The organism is Pseudomonas sp. S3_G06 (assembly GCF_054667565.1).
This window is the reverse complement of sequence record NZ_CP162738.1, coordinates 4231548-4256238: the sequence shown is the minus strand read 5'-3', so window position 1 is coordinate 4256238 and position 24691 is coordinate 4231548. Positions and strand designations below refer to the sequence as shown.

The window sequence follows — 24691 nt, the reverse complement described above, 5'->3', positions numbered from 1 at the left end:
CTCGCGAAAGCGGACTTACAGCCAACACCAATGTTGACTGTTAAATCGCCTTCGCGAGCAGGCTCGCACCACAAGGGGATGGTGTTGGGTCAGTAAACATCCCGGCGATAGCGGCCCTGTTCGATCAGGCGTTCGACTTCGGCGCTGCCGAGGATATCGTTGAGGGCCAGGTCCACGCCTGAGGCCATACCTTGAAGGCTGCCGCAGATATAGATGACGGCACCATCTGCCAACCATTTCTTCAATTCATCCGCCGACTCACGCAAGCGATCCTGCACATAAATCTTCTCAGCCTGATCCCGTGAAAACGCCAGTTCCAGCCGCGCCAGATCACCATTGACCAGCCATTCCTCCAGCTCGGCGCGGCAGAGGAAATCGTGCTCGCGGTTACGCTCGCCGAACAGCAGCCACTGCCGTTGCTGGCCGTCGGCAATGCGTGCCTTGAGCAAGCTGCGCAGGCCGGCCAGACCAGTGCCGTTGCCCAGCAGGATCATCGGCACCGGCTCGTTCGGCAGATGGAAACCGCTGTTGCGCCGCACGCGCAGGCTGATGCTGCCGCCCACAGGCGCATGCTCGGTGAGCCAGCCTGAGCCGATGCCGAGGCTGCCGTCGTTGTGCTGTTCCTGACGCACGATCAGTTCCAGCACGCCGTCAGCAGCAATCGAGGCGATCGAGTATTCGCGCATCGCCAGCGGCACCATTGCGTCGACCAGCGACTGCGCATGCAGGCCGACCAGATGCGCGCGGTGCTCGGGCAGTTGGCGTGAGGCGAGGGCCACTTCCAGTGGTTCGTCGATGCCGTTGACCTTCACCGGGGTTTCGCCCCGAATGCCGAGGCCGTCGAGGAAATGTTCGATGGCCCACGGGCAATTGCGTGGCAGCACTTCGACCAGGTCACCGGCCAGCCAACTGCGGGTGTCCGGGGCTTTGAGGCCGAGCAGAAAGACCGGCGCGCCGCTGCTGTCGGGGTTCATCAGGTCGCGCCGGACCAGCGTCCAGTTGTCGTAGCTCGGTGCTTGCCAGGTTTCGCTCGGCGCCTGTCCGGTGAGCTGGCCGAGTTGCGTTTGCCAGTGACGCAACGCGTAAGGATCGCCGCTGTCGACCTCCACCGGGGCGAACAAGGTCTTGCCGCCGTGCTCGCCGAGCCATTGATGCAAGCGCTTGGCGAAGCCGCAGAAGTGCGCATACTGCCGATCGCCGAGACCGAGCACGGCGTAGTTGAGGCTGTCGAGTGTCGAGGCCTTGGCCAGCACTTTGCGTTCGAAACCACGGGCGCTGTCCGGCGCTTCGCCGTCGCCGAAGGTGCTGACCACGAACAATGCGTTGTTCGACTCACGCAGATCCTGTTCGCTCAGATTGGCCAGCGGCTGCACGTTGACCGGCAATCCGGCGGCCTGCAATTGTCCGGCGGTCTGCCACGCCAGTTGCTCGGCGTATCCGCTCTGGCTGGCGAAACCGATCAGCCACGCCGAAGCATCGGCGGACGGTTGTGCGAGACCTTGGCGGGCATCCTTGATCTGCTTTTTCTTGCGTCGACGGTCCAGATACAGCAGCCAGCCAGTGATGAAAAACAGCGGCATGCACACCGCCGCAATCGTCACGATGATGCGCCCGACGAGGCCAAAATAGCTGCCGACGTGCAGCGCATAAATGCTGGTCAGCAGTTGGGCCTTGAAGCTTTTGTCGGCATAGCGGTCGACGCGTTTGACCACGCCGGTGGCCGGATCGAGGGTGATCTGATTCAGCGCGCGGTCATGGGGCGAGCTGTCGAGCAGGTAGAACACCGTCGCCGGTTGGCCGGCCACCGCCGGCATGCGAATGTTGTACGCGGCCAGACCCGGGCCGGCAGCGCTGTAGATGCTGCTCCACATCGCCGCGTAGTCGGCGGTCGGTGCCGGACCTTCCGGCGCCGGGCCGCGACCGCCGCGTACGCGTTCGTTTTGCGGCGCGTCGGAAAGCAGTCGGGTCAGGCCTTTGTTGTACCACTCGTACGACCATGACAAACCGGTCAACGCCAGCAGCAAATAGACCAAAAGGCACCAGGTGCCGGCCACCGAGTGCAGATCCCAATTGAACGCGCGGCCCTTCTTTTTCCAGTCCAGGGTCAACCACACGCGCCAGCTGTTCCATTGGCGCGGCCAACGCAAATACAGGCCAGAGAGACAGAAGAACAACAGCATCAAGGTGCAGGCGCCGGTGATGTTGCGCCCGGTGTCGCCCATGGCGAGGAAGCGGTGCAGTTGCAGCATCAGGCCGAAGAAATCCTGACCGGTGGCATCGCCCTTGAACTCGGCGGTGTACGGATCGAAGTAGCGCATCTCGCCACGCCGTTCGCCCTTGGGCGGAGTGAAGAATACCCGTGCGGCGTGACCGCTGTCGGTCTCGACCCAGAGCATCGCGACTTTCTTGCCGGACGCGGCTTCGATGCGCTCCACCAGTTCAACTGGCGGCAGCACGCCGGCGACCTGCTTTTCCACCTGCAGAACGGACGGATTCAGCGCGCGCAGGATCTCGTCCTGAAACGAATAGGCCGCGCCGGTGATGCCCATCAGAGCCAGCACCAGCCCTGCGGTGATGCCAAAAAACCAGTGCAACTGGAACAGGGTTTTCTTCAACACGTCACTCGCCGTCCGTTCGGAAATTGTCATCACGGCGCGCATTATGCCGTGGGTTATCAAGAAGCGTTTTGCGTAACACACGAAAGCCCCGTTCAACTGAATGAACGGGGCCGATTGTTCTTTGTAGGAGCTGCCGAAGGCTGCGATCTTTTGATTTTTTTGCAGAATCAAAAGCAAGATGAAAAAGATCGCAGCGTGCCGCAGCTCCTACAGGGTCAGAAGTGGAAATTGGTGCTCAACAGCGCCGTACGTCCCGCCGCCTGATTGGCGAAGTGGGTCGAGAAGGCTTTGTCGTAATAGGTTTCGTCGGTCAGGTTCTGCACGTTGAGTTGCAGGTCGACGTTCTTGGTCAGCTTGTAGGCCGCCATCGCGTCGTAACGCACGTACGAATCGACCATCGTCGTGTTGGCGACACTGCCGTAGACGTCGTCGACGTAGAACGCGCCACCACCGATCGTCAGCTTCGGCGTGACCTGATACGTGGTCCACAGGCTGGCGCTGTTTTTCGGTGTGTTCGGCAGATCGTTGCCGTCGTTGGCACGACCCAGCGGGCCACCGTCAACCTGTTCGCTGTCCATGAAGGCGTAACCGGCGAACACCTGCCACTTGTCGGTGATCTTGCCGCTGGCCGACAGTTCAAAGCCTTGTACGCGGGTCTTGCCGGCGTTCTCGTAGGAGCTGGTGTCGACCTGCACGCGAGCGTTTTCCTTCTCGGTGCGGAAGATGTCGGCGGTCAGCGACAGGCGATCATTGAGCAGATCCCACTTGGTGCCGATCTCGTAGTTCTTGGTGGTTTCCGGCTCCATGTCGCTGCTCAGCAGGTTGCCGCTGCGATCCGGGGTGCCGCCCAGCGGGTTGCCTTCCTGACCTTCGCCCAAAGTGTTGCCCGGCGGCGTCGCCGAGGTCGCATAAGAGGCGTAGATGCTGCCGTTTTCCGCCGGCTTGTAGACCACGCCGAACTGGCCGGTGACGAATTCGCTGGTGTCATCACCCTTGGAGGTGGTGGTCCCTGCGGCGTTGTAGGTTTTGTAGTCGGTGTCGAAGTGGTCGTAGCGCAGGCCCATGTTCACCAGCCATTGCTCGGACAACTCCAGCGTGTCGAACACGTACAGTGCGTAGGTGTCGGCCTGGGTGTCGGTGCCGGCGTAGTTGCGCGAGATCGCACCGTTCCACGGATCGTTCGGGTTCGGGTTCGACAGCGAGGTGCAGTTGTACCCGCTGGCGGCACCGATCAGGCCAGGGTTGCAGTTGGTAGTGATGGCGCTGGTGCGCGGCGTGGTGTCGGTGTTGACGTTGTACGAGGATTTCTCGCTCTGCTCGCGGGTGTATTCGACACCGGTGGAGAAGCTGTTCTTGAAACCGGCCACGTAGAAGGTGCCGAACAGGTCGGTCTGGTTGGTGGTGGTTTCAGTATTGCTCACCCGCGTGTTGGCCCGACGCCAGACGCTGCCGTTGTTGACGTTGCCCTTGCTGTCGTCCGGCTGGGTGAGGATGTAATCCTGCATGCTGCTGCCGTGGCGCAGGGTGTTCTTGATGGTCAGCGCATCGTTCAGGTCGTGCTCGATGGCGAAGGTCGCGGTGTCGGTGCGGCCCTTGCGGAAGTCGCGATCCAGACCATAGAAGTTGTCGTGATCGCCCCCGGCGTATGGCTTGTCCGGGTTGGACTTGGTGCGTGCGGCCGAACCACCGGTGGGAATGGTGTACGGGATGCCCGAGTCCGGGGTGTCGTTGCTTTCCAGATGGTAGTAGTCGAGGTTGACGCGGGTATCGGTGCCCAGGCCGAAGGCCAGCGACGGCGCGATGCCCCAGCGGTCGTAATCGACCTTGTCGCGACCGGCGACGTTGCTCTCGTGGCTCATCAGGTTGAGACGGCCGGCAGCGCTGTCGCTGAACTGGTAGTTACCGTCGAGGGTGTAGCGCTGGGTCTGGTCGGAGCCATAGGTGAAGCCGCCGTCGAAGGAGTTGCCCAGGTGCGCTTTCTTGCTCACCAGATTGATGCTGCCGCCGGCCGCGCCGCGACCGCCGATCGCCGAGTTCGGGCCTTTGCTGACTTCGATGTTTTCCACGGCGAAGATTTCACGGCTTTGCGAACCGGTATCGCGCACGCCGTCCAGATACGTGTCGCCCTGGGCGTCGAAGCCGCGAATGAACGGACGATCGCCCTGCGGGTTGCCGCCTTCACCGGCGCCGAAGGTGATGCCCGGCACGGTGCGCAGCGCGTCCTGCATGTTCAGCGCGCCGGTGTCCTTGAGCACTTGTTGCGGGATGACGGTGACCGAGCGCGGGGTGTCGACCAGCGGTGCGGTGTACTTGGGCGAGGAGGCTTTTTCGACCTGGTAGGACGTCGAGTCCTGGGCTTCGCCGGTGATGGCGGTGGCGTCCAGGGCGATGGCGTTGCCGGACGCTTTGCTGTCGGTTTTTTCCGCCGCGAAGACCATCTGCCCAGCCGAGCCGGCGGTGATTGCGACACCGATTGCCGAGGCGAGCAGACGTGGTGAACTGACCGGTAATTGTGCGTGTTGACGTGCCATTTTTATTCCCCTCCCCAAGGATTTGAGGCGGCGAAATATAGGGTAAACAAGTATTCGTATCAATTGCGAAACATTGTTATTCGCATTGAATTTACATTCTTTACAATTTGCCCTTACGGTTTCTGCCTGTTCGTTCGTCTTGCGGGTTTTACATGGGCAATAAGAATCAATACCATTGCCGCCTTCTTGCCATCAGGTGACATCGCCATGCTGCTGCACATTCCCGGGCTGTTCGCAAAAGACGAAGTGCAGCGCATCCGCCAAGCCCTGGAGCAAGCGGATTGGGCCGACGGCAAGATCACCGCCGGCTTCCAGTCGGCCAAGGCCAAGCACAATCTGCAACTGCCCGAAGGCCATCCACTGGCGAAGGAAATCGGCGCGGCGATGCTCGAGCGACTGTGGAAGAATCCGCTGTTCATGTCTGCCGCATTGCCGCACAAGGTCTTCCCGCCGTTGGTGAACTGCTACACGGCTGGCGGCAGTTTCGATTTCCATATCGACAACGCCGTGCGCCAGCCCAAGGGCAGCATCGAGCGGGTGCGCACCGATCTGTCGGCGACGCTGTTTTTCAGCGAGCCGGAAGATTACGACGGCGGCGAACTGGAGATTCAGGACACCTACGGCACCCAGCGCGTGAAGCTGCCAGCCGGCGACATGGTGTTGTATCCGGGCACCAGTTTGCACAAGGTCAACGCGGTTACACGTGGAGCGCGTTATGCCTCGTTTTTCTGGACGCAGAGCCTGGTGCGCGAAGACAGCCAGCGCGCCTTGCTGTTCGAAATGGACGGGGCGATTCAGCAGCTTACGCAGGACATGCCTGATCACCCTTCGCTGATCCGCCTCACTGGCACTTATCACAACCTGCTGCGGCGCTGGGTCGAGGTATGAGTTTCCAGTTGCGCCGCGAGGAAGTTCTCGATGCGGCCGGGTTGGCGGCAATGCTTGAAGAAAGCCCGGCCCGCGCTGCGCAGGCGATTTTGCTGGCGGCGGGCGAGGGCGAGGTTGAAGCGCAGGCGTTGCTTGGGCAGATCCTGCTGGATGGCCAAGGCATCGCCCAGGATCAGCCATTGGCGCTGCGCTGGTTCGCTATTGCCGCCAATCGCGGGCATCTGATGGCGCGCAACATGCTGGGGCGTTGCCATGAGCATGGTTGGGGATGTGCGGCGGATGCCTCGGTGGCGGCGCAGCATTATCGAGCCGCCGCCGAGGCGGGGCTTGATTGGGCGATGTACAACCTGGCCAACTTGCTGGCGACCGGGCGCGGGGTGACGGTTGATCATCAGCAAGCGCTGGCGTTGTATCGGCGCGCGGCTGAGTTGGGCCATGCGAAATCGATGAATCTGCTGGGGCGTTATCTGGAGGAAGGGCAGGTGTGTCCGGCGGATCCGCTGGCGGCGCGCGAGTGGTATCGGCGTTCGGCCGAGGCAGGGGATTTTCGTGGGCAGTTCAGTTATGCCGCGGTGTTGGCGGCTGAGGGGCGGGTTGATGAAGCGGTCGATTGGCTGGAGAAAGCCTTGGCCGCCGGCAATCTGAATTTCCTGCGGGTGGCGAGTCAGACGCTGGCGAGCGCTACGGATCCCAGAATCCAGGCCATGGCCAATCAATATTCCCAACGCTACGCGCAATCCCTGTAGGAGCTGCCGCAGGCTGCGATCTTTTGCCTTTGATTTTTTTAAAAGCCAGATCAAAAGATCGCAGCCTGCGGCAGCTCCTACATGGGATTTGCGGACACAAAAAAGCCCATGACACGTCATGGGCTTTTCTCTTGCAGCTGCTCCTTAAACGTAAAACGACTTCAGCGGCGGGAAGCCATTGAACTCGACCGCGCTGTAGCTGGTGGTGTACGCACCGGTCGACAACCAGTACAGACGATCACCAATCGCCAGGTTCAGCGGCAAGCCGTACTTGTAGTTCTCGTACATGATGTCGGCGCTGTCGCAGGTCGGGCCGGCGATCACGACTTCTTCCATCTCGCCTTTCTTCTCAGTCCAGATCGGGAACTTGATCGCTTCGTCCATGGTTTCGATCAGGCCGGAGAACTTGCCCACATCGGTGTACACCCAGCGCTCGACCGCAGTGCGGGATTTGCGCGCAACCAGCACCACTTCGCTGACCAGGATACCGGCGTTGGCAATCAGCGAACGGCCCGGCTCGAGAATGATTTCCGGCAGGTCATCGCCGAAGTCTTCTTTCAGGAAGCGGATGATCTCTTCGGCGTAGGTTTCCAGGCTGTTGGTGCGGGTGATGTAGTTGGCCGGGAAGCCACCGCCCATGTTGATCAGCTTCAGATGAATGCCGTCTTCTTCTTTCAGGCGTTCGAAAATCACTTTGACCTTGGCGATCGCTGCGTCCCAGACGCTGATGTCGCGCTGTTGCGAGCCGACGTGGAAGGAGATGCCGTACGGCACCAGACCCAGGTCACGGGCGAGGATCAGCAGGTCCATGGCCATGTCGGTCTGGCAGCCGAACTTGCGCGACAGCGGCCAGTCAGCGGTGGTCGAGCCTTCAGTGAGGATGCGCACATAGACTTTCGAACCCGGTGCAGCCTTGGCGATGTTGCGCAGGTCGGCTTCGGAGTCGGTGGAGAACAGACGCACGCCCTTCTCGTAGAAGTAGCGGATGTCCTTGGATTTCTTGATGGTGTTGCCGTAGCTGATACGGTCCGGGCTGACGCCGCGATCCATGACCTTGTCCAGCTCGTAGATCGAGGCGATGTCGAAGCTCGAGCCCTTGTCTTTGAGCAGGTCGATAATCTCGACGGCCGGGTTGGCCTTGACCGCGTAGTAGACCTTGGCGAATTCGAAACCGGCGCGCAGGTCATCGTAGGCCTGGGCGATCATCGCGGTGTCGATCACCACGAACGGGGTTTCCTGTTTGTCGGCGAACGCCTTCATTTTGTCGAATGTAGCGCGCGCGAAATAGTCTTCGACCTGGATCGACATGCTGGGAACTCCTGCTGGCAAACTAAGTTAATCAATGGGTGCATGAACGCCCTCCGTATCCCCACTTTGGTTCGCCTACTTCCCAAGGCATGTCGCCGAAAGCAAAAAGGCCCAGAGATGTGCAGCTATCCCTTGGCCTCGCTGTCTCGTCGTCAGTACTTGAGCCGGATGGATCGTTTCCAGCATGGACGTTCGGCGCGAACTTTAGGGCGTGAGGGGCGCGAGATCAACTAAAAATGTCGCGTTTTTGCACGCTTCTGACGTGCGTCGCGTTCATCACTCCTTCTACCCGACCGAGATGACGGGCAGATGTTCCCGGCGAATTTTCGAGTGTTAAAAATACCTGCACGTTCGCGGCTTTTGTCGGCTAGATCGCTGGTAAGTGTGATGGCAGCAACATCGGCGACGTTGGCGGCGAGAGAGTCTTTTGAAGGGGGATTTGAACCTTGAAGAGGCTGAATTGACGACGCTCTTGCAGGAGAGGGTGTTGAGATTCTTTGTCACCCAGTGAAGATCAACAAAGTTGCGTAGATCCTGTGGGAGCGAGCCTGCTCGCGAAGGCATTTTCACAGCCGCCATCAGCGTGGACTGATATTGCGCTTTCGCGAGCAGGCTCGCTCCCACAGGGATCGGGTTTCAACCGCGCAGATGGTTTATGCGACGACGGTCTCAGCCGGCGAGACGATACTGGTCTTCATGCCGCGCGAACGTCCCGAGCTCAGGTAGGCCGCAATCGACTCCTGCGTCACCTCGCCAAGGAACACTCGTTCGGCATCCATCACCGGCAGCCAGGCGCGGTTGAACTCGTACATGCGCGACAGCAGGATGCGCAGGTGCTCGTCGTACGCTGCGGTGGCGTTGAACTCACGCAGGAATTGCGCGCAGGTGCCGGTCTGGCGATGCAGGTCGCGACGGCGTACGTAGCCCAGCGCCTTGTTTTCGGCGCACGTCACCACGACGTAGCGACGGTCGTGTTCGTCCATCAATTCCAGCGCATCGGCCACCGGCGTTTCCGGGCTCACCGATGGCGCGTTGTCTGCCGCGTCTTCGGCTTTCACCAACAGCAGACGCTTGAGGGTGCTGTCCTGACCGACGAAGTTGCTGACGAACTCATCCGCCGGGTGCGCGAGCAGGGTGTCCGGATGATCGATTTGCAGCAGTTTGCCGGCGCGGAAGATCGCGATCTTGTCGCCCAGTTTGATCGCCTCGTCGATGTCATGGCTGACCATGATCACGGTCTTGTTCAGCGCGCGTTGCATCTCGAAGAATTCGTTCTGGATCATCTCGCGATTGATCGGGTCGACCGCGCCGAACGGCTCGTCCATCAGCAGCAGCGGCGCATCCGCCGCCAAAGCACGGATCACGCCAATACGCTGTTGCTGACCACCGGACAATTCACGCGGGTAGCGATGCAGATACTGCTTGGGCTCGAGCTTGATCATGCTCATCAGTTCGCGGGCGCGGTCGTGGCATTTCTGTTTGTCCCAGCCGAGCAGTTTCGGCACGACGACGATGTTCTCTTCGATGGTCATGTTCGGGAACAGACCGATCTGCTGAATCACGTAGCCGATGTTGCGGCGCAGGGTCACTTCGTCGAGATCGGTGGTGTCTTCGCCGTTGATCAGGATCTTGCCCGAGGTCGGTTTGATCAGGCGGTTGATCATTTTCAGCGTGGTGCTTTTGCCGCAACCCGATGGCCCGAGGAATACGCAGATCTCGCCTTCATTGACGGTCAGGCTCACCGAGTCCACGGCTTTGACATCTTTGCCGTTGCTTTGGAAAGTTTTGCTGAGGTTTTGAAGTTCGATCATTTGAGTAATCCTTTTGGAGTCAGCGAGCGTTGCAGCCACTGCAAAACGAGGTCGGCGAAAATCGCCAGAAGACTGACCAGCAGCGCGCCGACGATAAGCATCGACATGTCACTGCGGCTGATGGAGGCGAGGATCAACACACCGAGGCCGCCGGCGCCGATGGTCGCGGCGATGGTCATCACGCCGATGTTCATCACCACGGCGGTGCGCACGCCAGCGAGGATTACCGGCACCGCGATCGGCAGTTCAACCATGCGCAGGCGCTGGCCGAAGGTCATGCCGATGCCGCGCGCGGCTTCGCGGATGCCCGGCTCGACGCCGGTCAGGGCGAGGTAGGTGTTGCGCATGATCGGCAGCAGTGAATAAAGGAACACGGCAGTGATCGCTGGCAGTGGCCCGAGGCCCTGGCCGAACTTGGAGTAGAACGGCAACAGCAGACCGAACAGGGCAATCGACGGCACGGTCAGCAGCACCGTGGCGCTGGCCTGCAACGGCCCGGCAAGGGTCGGAAAGCGGGTCATCAGGATGCCCAGTGGCACGCCAACGACAATCGCCAGGGTCACGGCGATGCCGACCAGAGTGATGTGCTGCCAGGTCAGGTGCATCACCTGCTGCCAGTCGAGATGGGAAAAGGCGTTCAGAAATTCCATGACTTCTCCTCTCTTAATTCAGTGGGTGCTGGCGCAGGAAATCGGCGGCAACGGACGATGGGCTTTCGTGGTCGACGTCGACCCGCGCGTTGAGTTGGCGCATGGTTTCGTCGTCGAACAGTTCGGCCAGCGGCTTGAGTTGTTCGGCCAGTTTCGGGTTGGCGTCCAGCGTGGCCTGACGCACCACGGGAGCGGCGGTGTAGTCGGGGAAGTAATGCTTGTCGTCTTCCAGCAATTTCAGGCCGAAGGCATTGAGACGGCCATCGGTGGTGTAGACCAGGCCGGCAAACACCTGACCGTTGCGTAGCGCGGTGTAGACCAGGCCGGCGTCCATCTGGCGGATGTTCTTGCGGGTCAGGTTCATGTCGTAGAGTTTGACCATGCCGTCGAGACCGTCAGAGCGGTTGGCGAACTCGGTATCCAGCGCCACCAGGTGGTTGGTCTTGGCCTCGGCGCGCAGCACTTCGTTGAGCTGGCTGATATTGCCGATCTGCGGGTATTGCTCGGCGACTTTTTTCGGCAAAGCGAGGGCGTAGGTGTTGCTGAATTTCGACGGCGTCAGCCAGACCAGGCCTTTTTTCGCGTCGAGTTCTTTGACCCGGGCGTAGGATTGCGCGCTGTCGAGTTTCTCGGTGACATGGTTGTAGGCCACCAGCGACACGCCGGTGTATTCCCAGAGCAGGTCCAATTGGCCGCTTTCGTGGGCGCTGCGCGCGAGGTTGCTGCCCAGACCGCCGGTGATCTGCGCGTCGTAGCCTTTGCTGCGCAGGTATTGCGCGGTGATTTCGGCGAGCAGGGTCTGCTCTGTGAAGACCCGGGCGCCGAGGCGGATGAGCGGTTTTTCAGCGGCTTGCGCGATTCCTGCGAACAGCAGGACGCAGCCTAAGATCAAGCTAAGTCGTTTCATAAATATTCCTTCGCAAAGCCTTAAGACGGGCGCAAACCGCGTTCCAGCCAGAGACGGCTGGCGAGGGTGACCACGCCATCGAGCAACAGCGCCAACAGCGCGGTGCACGCGGCGCCGAGCAGCAGTTGCGGCTGATTGTTCAGGGCGATGCCGGGGAAGATCAGGCTGCCGAGGCTGTTGGCGCCGATCAGGAACGCCAGCGGCGCGGTGCCGACGTTGATCGCCAGTGCGACCCGCACGCCACCGACGATGATCGGCACGGCGTTGGGCAATTCGACTTTCCATAGCACTTGGCGCGGCGTCATGCCGATGCCGACAGCGGCTTCTTTCAGCGAGCCCTGCACATTTTTCAGGCCTTCATAGGTGTTGCGCACGATCGGCAACAGCGAGGCGAGGAACAGGGCGAAGATCGCCGGCCCACTGCCGATGCCGAGGATGCCCAGCGCAATCGCGAGCACGGCCAACGGTGGCACGGTGTTGCCGATATTGAAGATCTGCATGAAGCGTTCGGCGCGGCCGACCATGGTCGGGCGGCTGAGGAAGATACCGGCGGGAATGCCCACGACAAGGGCGGCCAGCATGGAAGCGAGGACGAGAATCAGATGAGCTTGCAGGTAAAACAACAAATCGTCGCGGTAGTGTTCGATCGTGTTGATGCCGATCCAGTGGACCAGCAGGGCCAGGAGCGCGATCACCACCGCACCTCCCATCAGCCCTTTGCCATAGCGGATAGCCACAGGCGGACTCCTTTTTTTGTAGTCGGCGAGCGCAGTCCCGTGTGGCATGCCAAGCCTTGGCTGCCGGGAGCGTCGTTCGCGAAAAGTAGCCGTTTTTCAGAGCCGGCAAAGCGGTCTGAAAGCGAGCCATGAGCGCAGCCTCGTCAGGCTAACTTGCTGATTTTTCAGCCCCTGACGAAAGTTCGTAACAGGGGATGGACGTCTCCGTGCTTTAAAAGGTTCCCATCTGAGGCAGCATTTGGCCACCCTTAATGTGCTCAACGGTTCGGTTATTGCAGCGAGTTGGGCTATAATCGCGGCCCTTTTTTGAATCACCGCCAGGCGATTTCCCATGACCCAACAGGCCGCCGAAGTCGCGAAACGCCGCACTTTCGCCATTATTTCCCACCCCGATGCCGGTAAAACCACGATCACCGAAAAGCTCCTGTTGATGGGCAAGGCGATTGCAGTGGCCGGTACGGTGAAATCCCGTAAATCCGATCGCCATGCGACATCCGACTGGATGGAGATGGAGAAACAGCGGGGTATTTCCATTACCACGTCGGTCATGCAGTTCCCCTATCGCGAACACATGATCAACCTGCTCGACACTCCGGGCCACGAAGACTTCTCCGAAGACACCTACCGCACCCTGACAGCGGTGGACTCGGCCCTGATGGTGCTCGACGGCGGTAAGGGTGTTGAGCCACGGACCATTGCGCTGATGGACGTCTGCCGTCTGCGTGACACACCGATTGTCAGCTTCATCAACAAACTCGACCGTGACATCCGCGACCCGATCGAACTGCTCGACGAGATCGAAGCCGTTCTGAAGATCAAGGCTGCGCCGATCACCTGGCCGATCGGTTGCTACCGCGATTTCAAGGGCGTGTATCACCTGGCCGACGACTACATCATTGTCTACACCGCCGGTCACGGTCACGAGCGCACCGAAACCAAGATCATCGAGAAACTCGACTCCGACGAGGCGCGCGCGCACCTGGGCGATGAGTACGAGCGCTTCATCGAGCAGCTGGAACTGGTACAGGGCGCCTGCCACGAATTCAACCAGCAGGAATTCCTCGACGGTCAACTGACTCCGGTTTTCTTCGGTACCGCGCTGGGCAATTTTGGTGTCGACCATGTGCTCGATGCTGTCGTCGATTGGGCGCCGCGTCCGCTGGCCCGTGTGGCCAACGAGCGTACTGTCGAGCCGGTGGAGGAGAAGTTCTCGGGTTTCATCTTCAAGATCCAGGCGAACATGGACCCGAAACACCGCGACCGCATCGCCTTCATGCGTATCTGCTCGGGCAAGTACGAAAAAGGCATGAAGATGCGCCACGTGCGTACCGGCAAGGACGTGCGCATCGGCGACGCCCTGACGTTCTTCTCCTCCGAGCGTGAGCAACTGGAAGAGGCCTACGCCGGCGACATCATCGGTCTGCACAACCACGGCACGATCCAGATCGGCGACACCTTCAGCGAAGGCGAAGTCCTCGGTTTCACCGGTATTCCGCACTTCGCCCCGGAACTGTTCCGTCGCGTGCGTCTGCGTGATCCGCTGAAATCCAAGCAGTTGCGTCAGGGGCTGCAGCAGTTGGCGGAAGAGGGCGCGACGCAGGTGTTCTTCCCCGAGCGCAGCAACGACATCATTCTCGGCGCCGTTGGTGTGCTGCAGTTCGATGTGGTCGCCAGCCGCTTGAAAGAGGAATACAAGGTCGAGTGCTCGTATGAGCCGATCACCGTGTATTCGGCGCGCTGGATCGAGTGCGACGACAAGAAGAAGCTTGAGGAGTTTTCCAACAAGGCGGTGGAGAACCTCGCGCTCGATGGCGGTGGTCACCTGACTTACCTGGCGCCGACACGGGTGAATCTGGCGTTGATGGAAGAGCGCTGGCCGGATGTGAAATTCCGCGCGACGCGGGAGCATCATTAAGATTTGAGGTGTTTTTCTGAAAGCCCCTGAGGTGTAGGCCTTGGGGGCTTTTTTATGGGCTGCCGGTTTTGGTCTTGGCGGCCTTTGGGCCGACCAGGCTGTTGGGGTTTTGGGTGAATATCCGTTGCTGCGGGTGCTGCGGCTGGCGGTTTCGCCCTTACGGCGAGTCACCTTTTCCAAACGCCGAAAAGGTAACCGAAAAGGCTTGCTCCTGCGTTCGGCCCTCGCAGGCTCGGGTTCCTTCGCTCCGGGACTGATCCGGGCGCAGCGGCTACGGTTTGCTTCGCTGCACCTCCTTCCGCTGTGTTCGACTTCGTCGAACGGTCGCTACGCTCCCACCCCCGGATCAATCCCTCCACTCAGCCTTCCGACGTCGCCGGTGGATCAACAGCAAGATCAAAAGCACTCGAGCTTGCGCTCATTGTTGAGTGGGGCGGCTTTGCCGCGGGCAACTGCGCTGCTTTGCTTTTCTGTGGGAGCGAGCCTGCTCTGACAGCCGACCTGTTTCTTGAGGTCGTCCCCAATCCAATTGTGGGAGCGAGCCTGCTCGCGAAGGCGATCTGCGAGCCGACGATTTTCTGTTTGATGCAATCAATCCAGCTCGGCTGTTGGAGAATGCGAGCTTGAAAATCAAGGTCAAGAGTTCTCGGCCTGCGGCATGTCCTACAGCAGGTTGTAGGGCGAATCCTTTTTTTCCTGGTTTTGGTGTGCAGGTATGCGACAACCGCCATGCTGACCGGTAGTGTTCCAGTCCCTGCAAGTCGTTCGAAGAGGTCAATGGAGTGACGAGTCGGCTGAATCCCCTGTTGCTTCTTAAAGGCTATTTCACCCCCATGGCCTGGGTCCTCGCGGCTCTGTTGTTCATCAATCGCCTCAGCGCCATGGTCAAGCTGTTCATGGCGTTGTACCTGCGTCAGGAGCTGGGCCTGGCGATTGAAACCGTGGGCTGGTTGCTTTCGGCCTATGGCGCCGGGTTGCTGGTCGGTTCGATGCTGGGAGGTTGGCTCAGTGATCATGTGCGCACGGCGCGGCTGACGGCGGCGCTGTTTTTCGTTTCGGTGTGGGTGCTGATGCTGTTGGGGCTGGTGCCGCAGGTGCCGTGGCTGGCCGGTTTGCTGTTGCTCAGCGGTGTCATCGATGGCGCGATTCGGACGTTGCATCAGCGGCTGATCATGGAGTATTGCGAAGTCGCGCAACGTTCCCGTGCGCAAGCGCTGAGCCGGGTAGCGCGTAATCTGGGCATGGCCGCTGCCGGGGTGGCGGGCGGAGTGTTGGCTCAGGCGGATTTTCGTTGGGTGTTTTTCGCCAGTGCGGCGATGACGATGCTGGCGTTGCTGTGGTTCGTGCGCACGACGTGGCGGCGGGCGGTGCTAGTGGTTGAAGACGAATCGATCGATGGCTCAAGCCTGCCGTATCGCGACAAGCCGTTCCTCTGGCTGCTGGCGGCGACGGCCGTATTGGGCATCGCTTTCGACACGGTGTACAGCACGCTGGGCAATTATCTGCGTGATTACTACCACCTGAGCACCGAAGCGATCGGCTGGCAGTTCGGGCTCAATGCGCTGTTGGTGATCGCGCTGCAGATTCCGCTGTCGCACTCGGTCGAGCGTTGGGGCTCGCGTTGGCAAATGCTCGTCGGCAGTGTGCTGTTGGCCTGCGGATTGGGCATGTTGCCGTACGGTTCCGGGTTGGCTTTTGTCTGTTTTTCGACGCTGATCTGGACGCTGGGCGAGGCGCTGTTCATGCCGCCATTGAATGTGCTGGCGATGCAGTTCGCGCAGAGCGGCAAGAGCGGTCAGTACTTCGGGCTGTTCTTCATGAGCTGGAGCGCCAGCGCGTTGTTGTCGCCGGTGCTCAGCGGTCAACTCTACGGCCAGTTTGGCGGGCACAGTGTGTGGCTGATGAGTGCGCTGCTGGTGCTGCTCTCTATTCCGTTGACCTGGCAGGCCACGCGCGGCGCTTAGCTGTTTCAGTTATCGGGGTTATTCGAAAGCAATCTGGCGTTCGATGGCATTTCTGCCTGCGCGGTCGCGTCCTAAGTGGTGAGCCGGTCGGATCGCAACTAGATTTCACATCGAGCCAGTCCGGCAAGCATGTCTTAGCGCAACAGGATGGAGTCGGCCATGAAAAGCAGATTGCTACGGGTTTTGATGTTGTTGAAAGTGATGGTGATGCTATCCCTCGGCACCGCAACGGCATGGGCCGAGTGCGAGGATCACGAATCTCAAGCGTTCAATGGGCAGGTCGGGCATAGCGGGCTGATGCTCGCCAAGTCCGAGTCGGAACCGGGGGATATGAATCAGGGTGGCAGCGCCGATGACGACGACTCGACCACGGACGATCCGGATACCGATGACCCGGATGACGAAGGCGATAGCCAGACATAGATAGTCGACCAAAGAAAAACCCTTCTGCCTCGGCTGATGCGCAATCGAGGCAGAGGGGCGACCGTATCGCATATGCGCATCCGCTCCGGCAAGTACTTTAAATTTATTAAGACACTTATGGCTTCCCCCGTATCCCGCCGCGAAAGCTGCGGGTTTTTATTTTCGGATGAATATAAATAAATAGCTGGTTTGTCACGTGTGAATGGTTTGAATTTTTGTCAAAAAATGCGTGGAATTGCATCGTTATGCAGTTGCTGAATCGTTAACCTGTCAGGTTTGACAGTAGACGACCTGGTTCTCATCAATAAGTATGGGGTGCGGCTTCAACTCTATCTATTTTAAAAGGGAGATCGGTATGGATTTTCATGATGAAGGTGGCTTTAGTGCAAAAGTGACTGCAAAAGTCTCCAAGCCTGACTTCAACGGTGACCGTGGGTCGTTTACCATTCATTCAGGTAATCCGGGTGAACAGCCGTTTACATTGCTGGCGGTCTGCCGACCTGATCAGGAGTTTCTTTTTATAGGTCAAGATACGATTAAACAGGGGCAGACTTATGAACTTGGCCCCGGGAAGCCTTATGCTTTTACGTACAAGGAGCGTGAAACCGAAATTTCTTATGTGAGCCGAGGAAGTATCACGTTCGATATATTTAATTTTGCTGGACGTAAAGCCAAGGTTTCATTTGATTTGTTCGCAACAGATCCACTTGGTAACAGATCTGATATTCACATTGTGGGCGAGGGCACTTTTGATGCCCAGACGGGCTCCCATGAGTTTGCTGATTGGGCGCAGAAAGAGTTAGATGCGTTTTTGGCGAAGAAGATATAAATGAGGGCGACAGCGGCGAGGACGACGATTCGACCACGATGAGTGGGACACTGATGATCCGGACTGCGAAGGCGATAGCCAAACATAAATCACAGGGCAAAGAAAAACCCCTTCGGCCTCGACTGATGCGCAATCGAGGTACAAGGGGTTTTTGTTAACTCTGGTTCAACGCAAATCCCCTGTAGGAGCTGCGGAACGCTGCGATCTTTTGATCTTGATTGTGAAAATCAAAAGATCGCAGCCTCGTTGCACTCGTCAGCTCCTACAGGTCTTGCCGCGGCCTACGCCGCGCCGTCGAGGAATTGCTCGGCGTAGTGGCAAGCCACCTGCCGATTATCCAGTTCACGCAACAGCGGCTCTTCCGTGGTGCAGCGCTCGGTCGCGTACGGGCAGCGCTTGTGGAAAGCACAGCCTGGTGGCGGGTTCAGCGGGTTGGGCAGTTCGCCGACGATCTTGATTTTCGGCTTGTTCGGGTCCGGGTGAATCGTCGGGGTCGCCGACAGCAGCGCCTGGGTATACGGGTGCAGCGGGCGCTCGTAGATGTCGTTTTTCGGTCCCAGTTCCACCGGGCGGCCGAGGTACATCACCATCACGTCATCGGCCACGTGCTGCACCACCGCGAGGTTGTGCGAGATGAACACGTAGGCGGTGTTGAACTCCTGCTGCAAATCCATGAACAGGTTGAGCACCTGGGCCTGAATCGACACGTCCAGCGCCGAAGTCGGTTCGTCCGCGACCAGCACTTTCGGTTGCAGCATCATTGCCCGCGCCAGAGCGATACGCTGACGCTGACCGCCGGAGAACATGTGCGGATAGCGCTGGTAATGCTCAGGGCGCAAGCCGACCTGCTTCATCATCGCCTGGACTTTCTCGCGACGTTCGGTGGCCGACAGCTTGGTGTTGATCAGCAGCGGCTCGGCCAGTTGATCACCGATTTTCTGCCGTGGGTTCAACGACGCGTACGGGCTCTGAAACACCATCTGTACGTCTTTGCGCAGTTGCTTGCGCTCGGCCTTGTCAGCGCCGGCAACTTCCTGACCGGCGATCTGCAGCGAGCCCGACGACGGCTCTTCGATCAGCGTCAGGGCGCGGGCGAGGGTGGATTTGCCGCAGCCCGATTCGCCTACCACGGCAAGGGTCTTGCCGGCTTCCAGTTCGAACGACACGCCGTTGAGCGCGCGCACGGTGGCGTGGCCCTTGAACAGGCCACGGGAGACTTCGTAGTGACGGGTAAGGTCGCGGGCGGTAAGTACGACGGCCATTACGCCACCTCCTGGTTCAGCGGGTAGAAGCAGCGGGCGAGGCTGTTGGCTTTCGGATCAAGGCCCGGACGCTGGGTGCGGCAGTTGTCCTGCACATACGGGCAGCGCGGCGACAGCAGGCAACCCTGCGGACGGTCGTAACGGCCCGGGACGATGCCCGGCAAGGTCGACAGGCGTGAGGCGCCGAGGCTGTGCTCGGGAATCGCCTTGAGCAGCGCTTCGCTGTAAGGGTGCGCCGGGATGTCGAACAGTTGCGGCACCTGACCGACTTCAACGGCCTGGCCGGCGTACATCACGCAGACGCGCTGGGCGGTTTCAGCCACGACCGCGAGGTCGTGAGTGATCAGCACCAGGCCCATGTTCTGCTCTTTCTGCAACGCCAGCAGCAGATCCATGATCTGCGCCTGAATCGTCACGTCCAGCGCGGTGGTCGGTTCGTCGGCGATCAACAGTTTCGGCTCGCCGGCAATCGCCATGGCGATCGCGACGCGCTGGCTCATACCGCCAGACAGTTGATGCGGATAGGCGTCCATGCGGCTGGCGGCGCCCGGGATCTCGACTTTTTCCAGCAGTTCGATGGCACGCTTGCGCGCTTGTTTGCCGGACATTTTTAGGTGCAGGCGTAGCACTTCCTCGATCTGGAAACCGACGGTGTAGCTCGGGTTCAGTGCGGTCATCGGGTCCTGGAAGACCATCGACAGGTCTTTGCCGACGATCTGCCGACGCTGACGATTGCTCAGCTTGAGCATGTCCTTGCCGTCGAAGCTGAGCGAGTCGGCGGTGACGATGCCGGGATGCTCGATCAGGCCCATCAGCGCCATCATGGTCACGGATTTACCCGAACCCGACTCGCCAACGATGGCCAGCACTTCGCCCTTGTCGACCTTGAGGTCTAGGCCGTCGACCACCGGGGTCGCGGTCTTGTCGCCGAAGCGGACGTTGAGATTCTTGATTTCTAACAGTGACATTTGAATCTCCTCAGGCGGCGTTCTTGAGTTTCGGGTCCAGCGCATCGCGCAGGCCGTCGCCCATCAAGTTGATTGCCAGCACGCTGAGCAAAATGGTCAGGCCAGGCAGACTTACCACCCACCAGGCGCGTTCGATGTAGTCGCGGGCCGAGGCCAGCATGGTGCCCCACTCAGGAGTTGGCGGTTGGACGCCGAGGCCGAGGAAGCCCAGTGCGGCGGCATCGAGAATCGCCGAGGAGAAGCTCAGGGTTGCCTGCACGATCAGCGGCGCCATGCAGTTGGGCAGCACGGTGATGAACATCAGACGCGGCAGACCGGCACCGGCCAGACGCGCGGCGGTGACGTAGTCGCGGTTCAGTTCGCCCATGACGGCAGCACGGGTCAGACGCACGTAGGACGGCAGGGAAACCACGGCAATCGCGATCACGGTGTTGATCAGGCCAGGGCCGAGGATGGCGACGATCGCCACGGCCAGCAGCAGCGATGGCAGGGCCAGCATGATGTCCATCAGGCGCATGATGGTCGGGCCGACCACTTTCGGGAAGAAACCGGCGAACAGACCCAGCAGGATCCCCGGAATCAGCGACATCACCACCGACGACAAGCCGATCAGCAGCGACAGGCGCGAACCCTGGATCAGACGCGACAGCAGGTCACGGCCGAGTTCGTCGGTGCCGAGCAGGAACTGCATCTGCCCGCCTTCGAGCCACGCCGGCGGCGTCAGCAGGAAGTCACGGTATTGCTCGCTCGGATTATGCGGTGCGACCCACGGCGCGAAGATCGCGCAGAAGATGATCAGCAGCATGAACAGCAGGCCGGCAACGGCGCCCTTGTTCTTGGAGAACGCTTGCCAGAATTCTTTGTACGGCGACGGGTACAGCAGGCTTTGATCCACGGCGGACGTGGCGGTGGCTACTGAGGATGTTGGAGTGCTCATGGGTATTGACCTCAGCGCTGATGACGGATGCGTGGGTTGGCAAAGCCGTAGAGGATGTCCACCACGAAGTTGACCAGAATCACCAGGCAGGCGATTAACAGGATGCCGTTTTGCACCACCGGATAGTCCCGGGCGCCGATGGCTTCGATCAGCCATTTACCGATGCCGGGCCAGGAGAAGATGGTTTCGGTCAGGACCGCACCGGCCAGCAAAGTACCGACTTGCAGACCTACAACCGTAAGCACCGGGATCAGTGCGTTACGCAGACCGTGGACGAACACTACGCGCGACGGCGACAGGCCTTTGGCCTTGGCGGTGCGGATGTAGTCTTCGCGCAGCACTTCAAGCATCGACGAACGGGTCATCCGCGCGATTACCGCCAGCGGAATGGTACCGAGCACGATGGCCGGCAGGATCAGGTGATGCAGGGCGTCGAAGAACGCGCCGACGTCATCGGCCAGCAGCGTGTCGATCAGCATGAAGCCGGTTTTCGGCTCGATGTCATACAGCAGGTCGATGCGCCCGGACACCGGAGTCCAGCCCAGGCTCACCGAGAAGAACATGATCAGGATCAGGCCCCACCAGAAGATCGGCATCGAATAGCCCGCGAGGGAGATGCCCATCACCCCGTGGTCAAACAGCGATCCTCGCTTGAGTGCCGCGATCACCCCGGCCAGAAGCCCGAGGATGCCAGCGAACAGCAGGGCGGCCATGGACAGTTCCAGGGTCGCCGGGAAAAGAGAGGTGAACTCGGTCCACACGCTTTCACGGGTACGCAACGACTCACCGAGATCGCCCTGGGCCAGTTTGCCGATGTAGTCCAGATACTGGGCATACAGCGGCTTGTTCAGCCCCAGGCGTTCCATTGCCTGAGCGTGCATTTCGGGGTCGACCCGACGTTCGCCCATCATCACTTCCACGGGGTCGCCCGGAATCATGCGAATCAACGCGAAAGTCAACAAGGTGATGCCGAAAAACGTGGGGATCAATAACCCCAGTCGGCGGGCAATAAAACTAAACATCTTGTGTGGTACCTCATCAGCCGGTTAGGCGTGCCCGGTGTTCCATAGGTCAGGAGCACCGGGCGTTTCTTATCTACTTCACCTGGGTGGTGGCGAAGTTATTAGTGGTGAGAGGGCTGATGTGGTAGCCCTCTACATTGTTGCGCATTGCAGTGAACATCCGAGTATGGGCCATGCTGATCCATGGCTGGTCCTGATTAAACAGCACTTGGGCCTGTTCGTAGAGCGCGGCGCGTTCGGCCGGATCTACTTTAGCCCGTGCTTCATCCAGCAGTGCCTGGAATTTCTCGTTGCACCAGCGTGCGTAGTTTTCGCCGTTCTTGGCGGCCTCGCAACTGAGCATAGGCGTCAGGAAGTTATCCGGGTCGCCGTTGTCGCCCGCCCATCCGGCCGAGACCATGTCGTGCTCGCCGGCCTTGGCGCGCTTGAGCATCTCGCCCCATTCCATCACGCGGATGTCGATCTTGATCCCGACTTTCGCCAGGTCAGCCTGCATCATCTGCGCGCCGAGCATCGGGTTGGGGTTGGTCGGACCGCCGCCGTTACGGGTGAACAGAGTGAAGGTGGTGCCTTCCGGAACCCCGGCTTCCTTGAGCAGGGCGCGTGCCTTGTCCAGGTCGCGTGGCGGGTTTTTCAGATCATGGTTGTAGCCGAGCAGGGTCGGCGGGTACGGGTTGACCGCCACCGACGCGTTACCCTTGCCGAACAGCGCGTTGACGTAGGCTTCCTTGTCGAACGCGATGTCGATGGCTTTGCGCACGCGTACGTCGCTCATGTACTTGTGCTGGGTGTTCATGGCGATGTACGAAACGGTCATCGCGTCCAGCTCGTCGACTTTCAGCTTGCTGTCTTTCTTGATGCTCGGGATGTCATCCGGTTTCGGATACAGCGCGACCTGACACTCGTTGGCCTTGAGCTTTTGCAGGCGCACGTTGTTGTCGGTGGCGATCGCCAGGATCAACGCATCGGCCGGTGGCTTGCCACGGAAGTAGTCCGGGTTGGCCTTGAAGCGCACCTGCGCATCCTTGGCGTAGCGCTGGAAGATGAACGGGCCGGTACCGATCGGCTTGTTGTTCAGATCGCCAGTCTTGTTGGCCTTGAGCAACTGGTCGGCGTATTCGGCCGGGTAGATCGACGAGAACGCCATGGCGATGTCGGCCAGGAACGGCGCTTCGCGGCGGGTCAGGGTGAACTTGACTGTGTTGTCGTCGACTTTTTCTACGCTTTTGAGCAGTTCCTTGAAGCCCATGCTTTCAAAGTATGGGAAGCCCACGCTCGACAGTTTGTGCCACGGGTGATTCGGGTCCAGTTGACGCTGGAAGCTCCAGACCACGTCGTCGGCGTTCATGTCGCGGGTCGGCTTGAAATATTCGGTGGTGTGAAACTTGACGCCTTTGCGCAGGTGGAACGTGTAGGTCAGGCCGTCTTCGCTGATGTCCCAGGACTCGGCGAGTGCCGGGATCACCTCGGTGGTGCCGGGCTTGAAATCGGCCAGGCGATTGAAGATGGTTTCGGCCACAGCGTCCGCCGTGACTGCAGTTGTGTACTGGACCATATCGAAGCCTTCCGGGCTGGCTTCGGTGCAGACCACCAAGGGTTTGGCCGAGGCGCCGACAGCGACACTCAGCAACGCAGCCGCGATGGCCGCACGTAGGGGAAGCATTTTCATCGATAACCCTCTGCAATCGGTTGAAGACAGAAAACCGAACGGCCGACTCATCATGAGTCAGCCGTTGGTTGGCGTTTTTACAGAATGTTGAACGGGATGGTGGTTACGAGACGGAACTCGTTGATGCTGCCGTCAGCCTGGTTTTCGCTGGCACGGTGAGCGGTGTAAGTGCCGCGAATGGTCGTGGCTTTGAGCGGGCCGCTCTGTACTGCGTAGGTTGCACCGACGCCGTATTCATAGTGGTGCTCGCCATCCATCGCCTGCACGCCATCGTAGCCGCCACCCTTGTAGTGAGTGCCGTCGATGCCCCAGCCGCGTGCCTGGTAGATGTTGAATTTCAGGCCTGGTACACCGTACTCAGCCATGTTGAGGCCGTAGGAAACCTGGAAGGACTTCTCGTTCGGGCCGTTGAAGTCCGAGAGCAGGGAGTTGGCCAGGTAGATACCGTTGGTTTCGTGCAGGTAGTCGAAGTACTCGTTACCGTTCACTTCCTGGTACGAGAAGGTCACGGTGTGGGCCTGATGAGTCAGGCCAAACGACAGCGAGTAGGTATCGTTGTCGATGTCGCCGAGCAGTTTTTTGCCTTCGTCGACGGTCTTGTAGTAGTTCAGACCGGTGGTCAGGCTCAGTACCGAGCTGTCACCCAAAACGTGGGTAGCGCCGAAGTAGTACTGGTTCCACAGGTCTTCGGCCTGGGTGCCCCACAGGCTGGTGGTCAGGCTGGCGAACGGCTGGTAGGAAATACCGGCGGTGTTGACGTGATCGGCTTCAGCGTTGATGTCACCGTATTCGGAGCGGAACTTGCTCAGGCTTTCTTCGGTACGTGGCGAAACGCGGTCGAAGGTTGCGACGTCGAACGCCAGGTTGTTCAGCTCTTCGCTGTGGATCGCGATACCTTCGAAGCTCGATGGCAGCGGACGGTTACCGATCACGTCGACTTGCGGGCTGCTGAAGTTCATGCGGCCGGCGGTCAGGGTGGTGTTGGAGATGCGCGCCTTGACGTTGGCCAGGCCCAGCTTGCTCCACTGGCCGACAGCGTCACCGCCTTCGCGGGTCAAGGTCCGGTTGTTGCCTGCGCCTGGGCGAGTGCCTGGAGCGCCGCCGTTGTTTGCGGCGAGGTTCTCGCGGTCGCGCTCAAGGGCGATCGCGTTGTAAGCAGCCACTTCGGTGCTGAAGCCGACAGTGCCTTCGGTGAAGCCCGAGTTGTACTTGATGATCGTGCCTTGGACCCAGTTGATCCGGCGATCGGTTTCGGTGGACTGGCCATTCTTGCGGTAAGCGAACTTGCCGCCACGCTTGAGTTGTTCGTTGGCGTACCAGTTACGGGTCGAACCGCTGATCGATTGCCCTTCGAGGAAGCCGGTGGCTTCGGCCTGGGCGCTCTTCTCGTTGACGGTCACCGGAGTGAACGCCTGGCTCTGGGTTTCCGCATAAGCCGTGGCGGTGATGCTGCTGATGGCCAGGGCCAGTATCGCGGTGCTGCTCAGTTTCATGGGTGAAGCTCCT

The 24691-nt window shown here is 59.9% G+C and carries 19 protein-coding genes; 6 read left to right on the top strand and 13 right to left on the bottom strand.

The window, feature by feature from the left end; all coding sequences use genetic code 11:
- Positions 1-89 precede the first annotated feature (89 nt).
- Positions 90-2618 carry a sulfite reductase flavoprotein subunit alpha gene (locus AB4N47_RS19130; protein WP_341639184.1) on the bottom strand — a complete coding sequence of 843 codons (2529 nt, stop codon included), beginning with the start codon at positions 2616-2618 and terminating at the stop codon, positions 90-92.
- 215 nt (positions 2619-2833) lie between these two features.
- Positions 2834-5149 (bottom strand): TonB-dependent receptor, encoded by a 2316-nt coding sequence (locus AB4N47_RS19125; protein WP_341639070.1) that lies wholly within the window; start codon positions 5147-5149, stop codon positions 2834-2836.
- A gap of 207 nt (positions 5150-5356) precedes the next feature.
- Here AB4N47_RS19125 and AB4N47_RS19120 point away from each other — a divergent pair, with 207 nt between their 5' ends.
- Together AB4N47_RS19120 and AB4N47_RS19115 are read left to right on the top strand one after the other, a co-directional pair.
- On the top strand, positions 5357-6037 hold the full coding sequence (locus tag AB4N47_RS19120) for a Fe2+-dependent dioxygenase (RefSeq protein WP_130928102.1): 681 nt from the start codon (positions 5357-5359) through the stop codon (positions 6035-6037).
- Positions 6034-6783, top strand: a complete 750-nt coding sequence (locus tag AB4N47_RS19115; RefSeq protein WP_341639071.1) for a tetratricopeptide repeat protein — start codon at positions 6034-6036, stop codon at positions 6781-6783. The genes AB4N47_RS19120 and AB4N47_RS19115 overlap by 4 nt, the downstream gene beginning before the upstream one ends.
- Before the next feature lie 144 nt (positions 6784-6927).
- On the opposite strand, the gene AB4N47_RS19110 is transcribed toward AB4N47_RS19115, so the two are convergent.
- The 5 genes from AB4N47_RS19110 to AB4N47_RS19090 all read right to left on the bottom strand — a co-directional run bounded on the left by AB4N47_RS19110 (position 6928) and on the right by AB4N47_RS19090 (position 12169).
- Positions 6928-8091: a type III PLP-dependent enzyme gene (locus AB4N47_RS19110; RefSeq protein ID WP_016771733.1), complete on the bottom strand. Its 1164-nt coding sequence runs from the start codon at positions 8089-8091 to the stop codon at positions 6928-6930.
- Positions 8092-8744: 653 nt separating this feature from the next.
- Positions 8745-9902: an osmoprotectant ABC transporter ATP-binding protein OsmV gene (locus AB4N47_RS19105; RefSeq protein ID WP_341639072.1), complete on the bottom strand. Its 1158-nt coding sequence runs from the start codon at positions 9900-9902 to the stop codon at positions 8745-8747.
- Positions 9899-10552 (bottom strand): ABC transporter permease, encoded by a 654-nt coding sequence (locus tag AB4N47_RS19100; protein ID WP_341639073.1) that lies wholly within the window; start codon positions 10550-10552, stop codon positions 9899-9901. The genes AB4N47_RS19105 and AB4N47_RS19100 overlap by 4 nt, the downstream gene beginning before the upstream one ends.
- Before the next feature lie 13 nt (positions 10553-10565).
- Complete coding sequence (locus AB4N47_RS19095; protein ID WP_341639074.1) at positions 10566-11459, bottom strand: glycine betaine ABC transporter substrate-binding protein; 894 nt, start codon at positions 11457-11459, stop codon at positions 10566-10568.
- A 20-nt stretch (positions 11460-11479) separates the two neighbouring features.
- Positions 11480-12169: an ABC transporter permease gene (locus AB4N47_RS19090; protein WP_172667905.1), complete on the bottom strand. Its 690-nt coding sequence runs from the start codon at positions 12167-12169 to the stop codon at positions 11480-11482.
- Between the two features lie 358 nt (positions 12170-12527).
- Here AB4N47_RS19090 and AB4N47_RS19085 point away from each other — a divergent pair, with 358 nt between their 5' ends.
- The 4 genes from AB4N47_RS19085 (at position 12528) to AB4N47_RS19070 (ending at position 17327) form a co-directional block, all read left to right on the top strand.
- A complete protein-coding gene (locus AB4N47_RS19085) occupies positions 12528-14111 on the top strand; it encodes a peptide chain release factor 3 (protein ID WP_016771727.1) in 1584 nt (527 codons plus the stop codon).
- Between the two features lie 833 nt (positions 14112-14944).
- Positions 14945-16075: an MFS transporter gene (locus AB4N47_RS19080; RefSeq protein ID WP_341639075.1), complete on the top strand. Its 1131-nt coding sequence runs from the start codon at positions 14945-14947 to the stop codon at positions 16073-16075.
- Between the two features lie 159 nt (positions 16076-16234).
- Positions 16235-16498: a hypothetical protein gene (locus tag AB4N47_RS19075; protein ID WP_071174375.1), complete on the top strand. Its 264-nt coding sequence runs from the start codon at positions 16235-16237 to the stop codon at positions 16496-16498.
- Between the two features lie 355 nt (positions 16499-16853).
- The gene (locus AB4N47_RS19070) at positions 16854-17327 is read left to right on the top strand and encodes a hypothetical protein (RefSeq protein ID WP_341639076.1); all 474 of its coding nucleotides are present in this window, start codon (positions 16854-16856) and stop codon (positions 17325-17327) included.
- Between the two features lie 281 nt (positions 17328-17608).
- Here the strand turns inward: AB4N47_RS19070 and AB4N47_RS19065 are convergent, their stop codons facing one another.
- From AB4N47_RS19065 to AB4N47_RS19040, 6 genes are all read right to left on the bottom strand, one after another.
- Entirely contained in the window at positions 17609-18589 is a 981-nt protein-coding gene (locus AB4N47_RS19065) for a peptide ABC transporter ATP-binding protein (RefSeq protein ID WP_016771723.1), read from the bottom strand.
- Entirely contained in the window at positions 18589-19557 is a 969-nt protein-coding gene (locus AB4N47_RS19060; RefSeq protein WP_016771722.1) for an ABC transporter ATP-binding protein, read from the bottom strand. Before AB4N47_RS19060 ends, AB4N47_RS19065 begins: the two co-directional genes overlap by 1 nt.
- Before the next feature lie 10 nt (positions 19558-19567).
- Positions 19568-20494: an ABC transporter permease subunit gene (locus AB4N47_RS19055; protein ID WP_016771721.1), complete on the bottom strand. Its 927-nt coding sequence runs from the start codon at positions 20492-20494 to the stop codon at positions 19568-19570.
- 11 nt (positions 20495-20505) lie between these two features.
- Positions 20506-21516 (bottom strand): ABC transporter permease subunit, encoded by a 1011-nt coding sequence (locus tag AB4N47_RS19050; RefSeq protein ID WP_016771720.1) that lies wholly within the window; start codon positions 21514-21516, stop codon positions 20506-20508.
- A 73-nt stretch (positions 21517-21589) separates the two neighbouring features.
- Positions 21590-23185, bottom strand: a complete 1596-nt coding sequence (locus AB4N47_RS19045; protein WP_024011590.1) for an ABC transporter substrate-binding protein — start codon at positions 23183-23185, stop codon at positions 21590-21592.
- A 77-nt stretch (positions 23186-23262) separates the two neighbouring features.
- Positions 23263-24678: an OprD family porin gene (locus AB4N47_RS19040; protein ID WP_122508211.1), complete on the bottom strand. Its 1416-nt coding sequence runs from the start codon at positions 24676-24678 to the stop codon at positions 23263-23265.
- Positions 24679-24691 lie beyond the last annotated feature (13 nt).

Coding starts and splice junctions, on each gene's coding strand:
- AB4N47_RS19070 (WP_341639076.1), top strand. CDS start 16,854: ATGGATTTTCATGATGAAGGTGGCTTTAGTGCAAAAGTGACTGCAAAA.
- AB4N47_RS19080 (WP_341639075.1), top strand. CDS start 14,945: ATGGCCTGGGTCCTCGCGGCTCTGTTGTTCATCAATCGCCTCAGCGCC.
- AB4N47_RS19115 (WP_341639071.1), top strand. CDS start 6,034: ATGAGTTTCCAGTTGCGCCGCGAGGAAGTTCTCGATGCGGCCGGGTTG.
- AB4N47_RS19120 (WP_130928102.1), top strand. CDS start 5,357: ATGCTGCTGCACATTCCCGGGCTGTTCGCAAAAGACGAAGTGCAGCGC.
- AB4N47_RS19125 (WP_341639070.1), bottom strand. CDS start 5,149: ATGGCACGTCAACACGCACAATTACCGGTCAGTTCACCACGTCTGCTC.
- AB4N47_RS19050 (WP_016771720.1), bottom strand. CDS start 21,516: ATGTTTAGTTTTATTGCCCGCCGACTGGGGTTATTGATCCCCACGTTT.
- AB4N47_RS19040 (WP_122508211.1), bottom strand. CDS start 24,678: ATGAAACTGAGCAGCACCGCGATACTGGCCCTGGCCATCAGCAGCATC.
- AB4N47_RS19060 (WP_016771722.1), bottom strand. CDS start 19,557: ATGTCACTGTTAGAAATCAAGAATCTCAACGTCCGCTTCGGCGACAAG.
- AB4N47_RS19085 (WP_016771727.1), top strand. CDS start 12,528: ATGACCCAACAGGCCGCCGAAGTCGCGAAACGCCGCACTTTCGCCATT.
- AB4N47_RS19105 (WP_341639072.1), bottom strand. CDS start 9,902: ATGATCGAACTTCAAAACCTCAGCAAAACTTTCCAAAGCAACGGCAAA.
- AB4N47_RS19110 (WP_016771733.1), bottom strand. CDS start 8,091: ATGTCGATCCAGGTCGAAGACTATTTCGCGCGCGCTACATTCGACAAA.
- AB4N47_RS19090 (WP_172667905.1), bottom strand. CDS start 12,169: ATGGGAGGTGCGGTGGTGATCGCGCTCCTGGCCCTGCTGGTCCACTGG.
- AB4N47_RS19075 (WP_071174375.1), top strand. CDS start 16,235: ATGAAAAGCAGATTGCTACGGGTTTTGATGTTGTTGAAAGTGATGGTG.
- AB4N47_RS19100 (WP_341639073.1), bottom strand. CDS start 10,552: ATGGAATTTCTGAACGCCTTTTCCCATCTCGACTGGCAGCAGGTGATG.
- AB4N47_RS19095 (WP_341639074.1), bottom strand. CDS start 11,459: ATGAAACGACTTAGCTTGATCTTAGGCTGCGTCCTGCTGTTCGCAGGA.
- AB4N47_RS19045 (WP_024011590.1), bottom strand. CDS start 23,185: ATGAAAATGCTTCCCCTACGTGCGGCCATCGCGGCTGCGTTGCTGAGT.
- AB4N47_RS19065 (WP_016771723.1), bottom strand. CDS start 18,589: ATGGCCGTCGTACTTACCGCCCGCGACCTTACCCGTCACTACGAAGTC.
- AB4N47_RS19055 (WP_016771721.1), bottom strand. CDS start 20,494: ATGAGCACTCCAACATCCTCAGTAGCCACCGCCACGTCCGCCGTGGAT.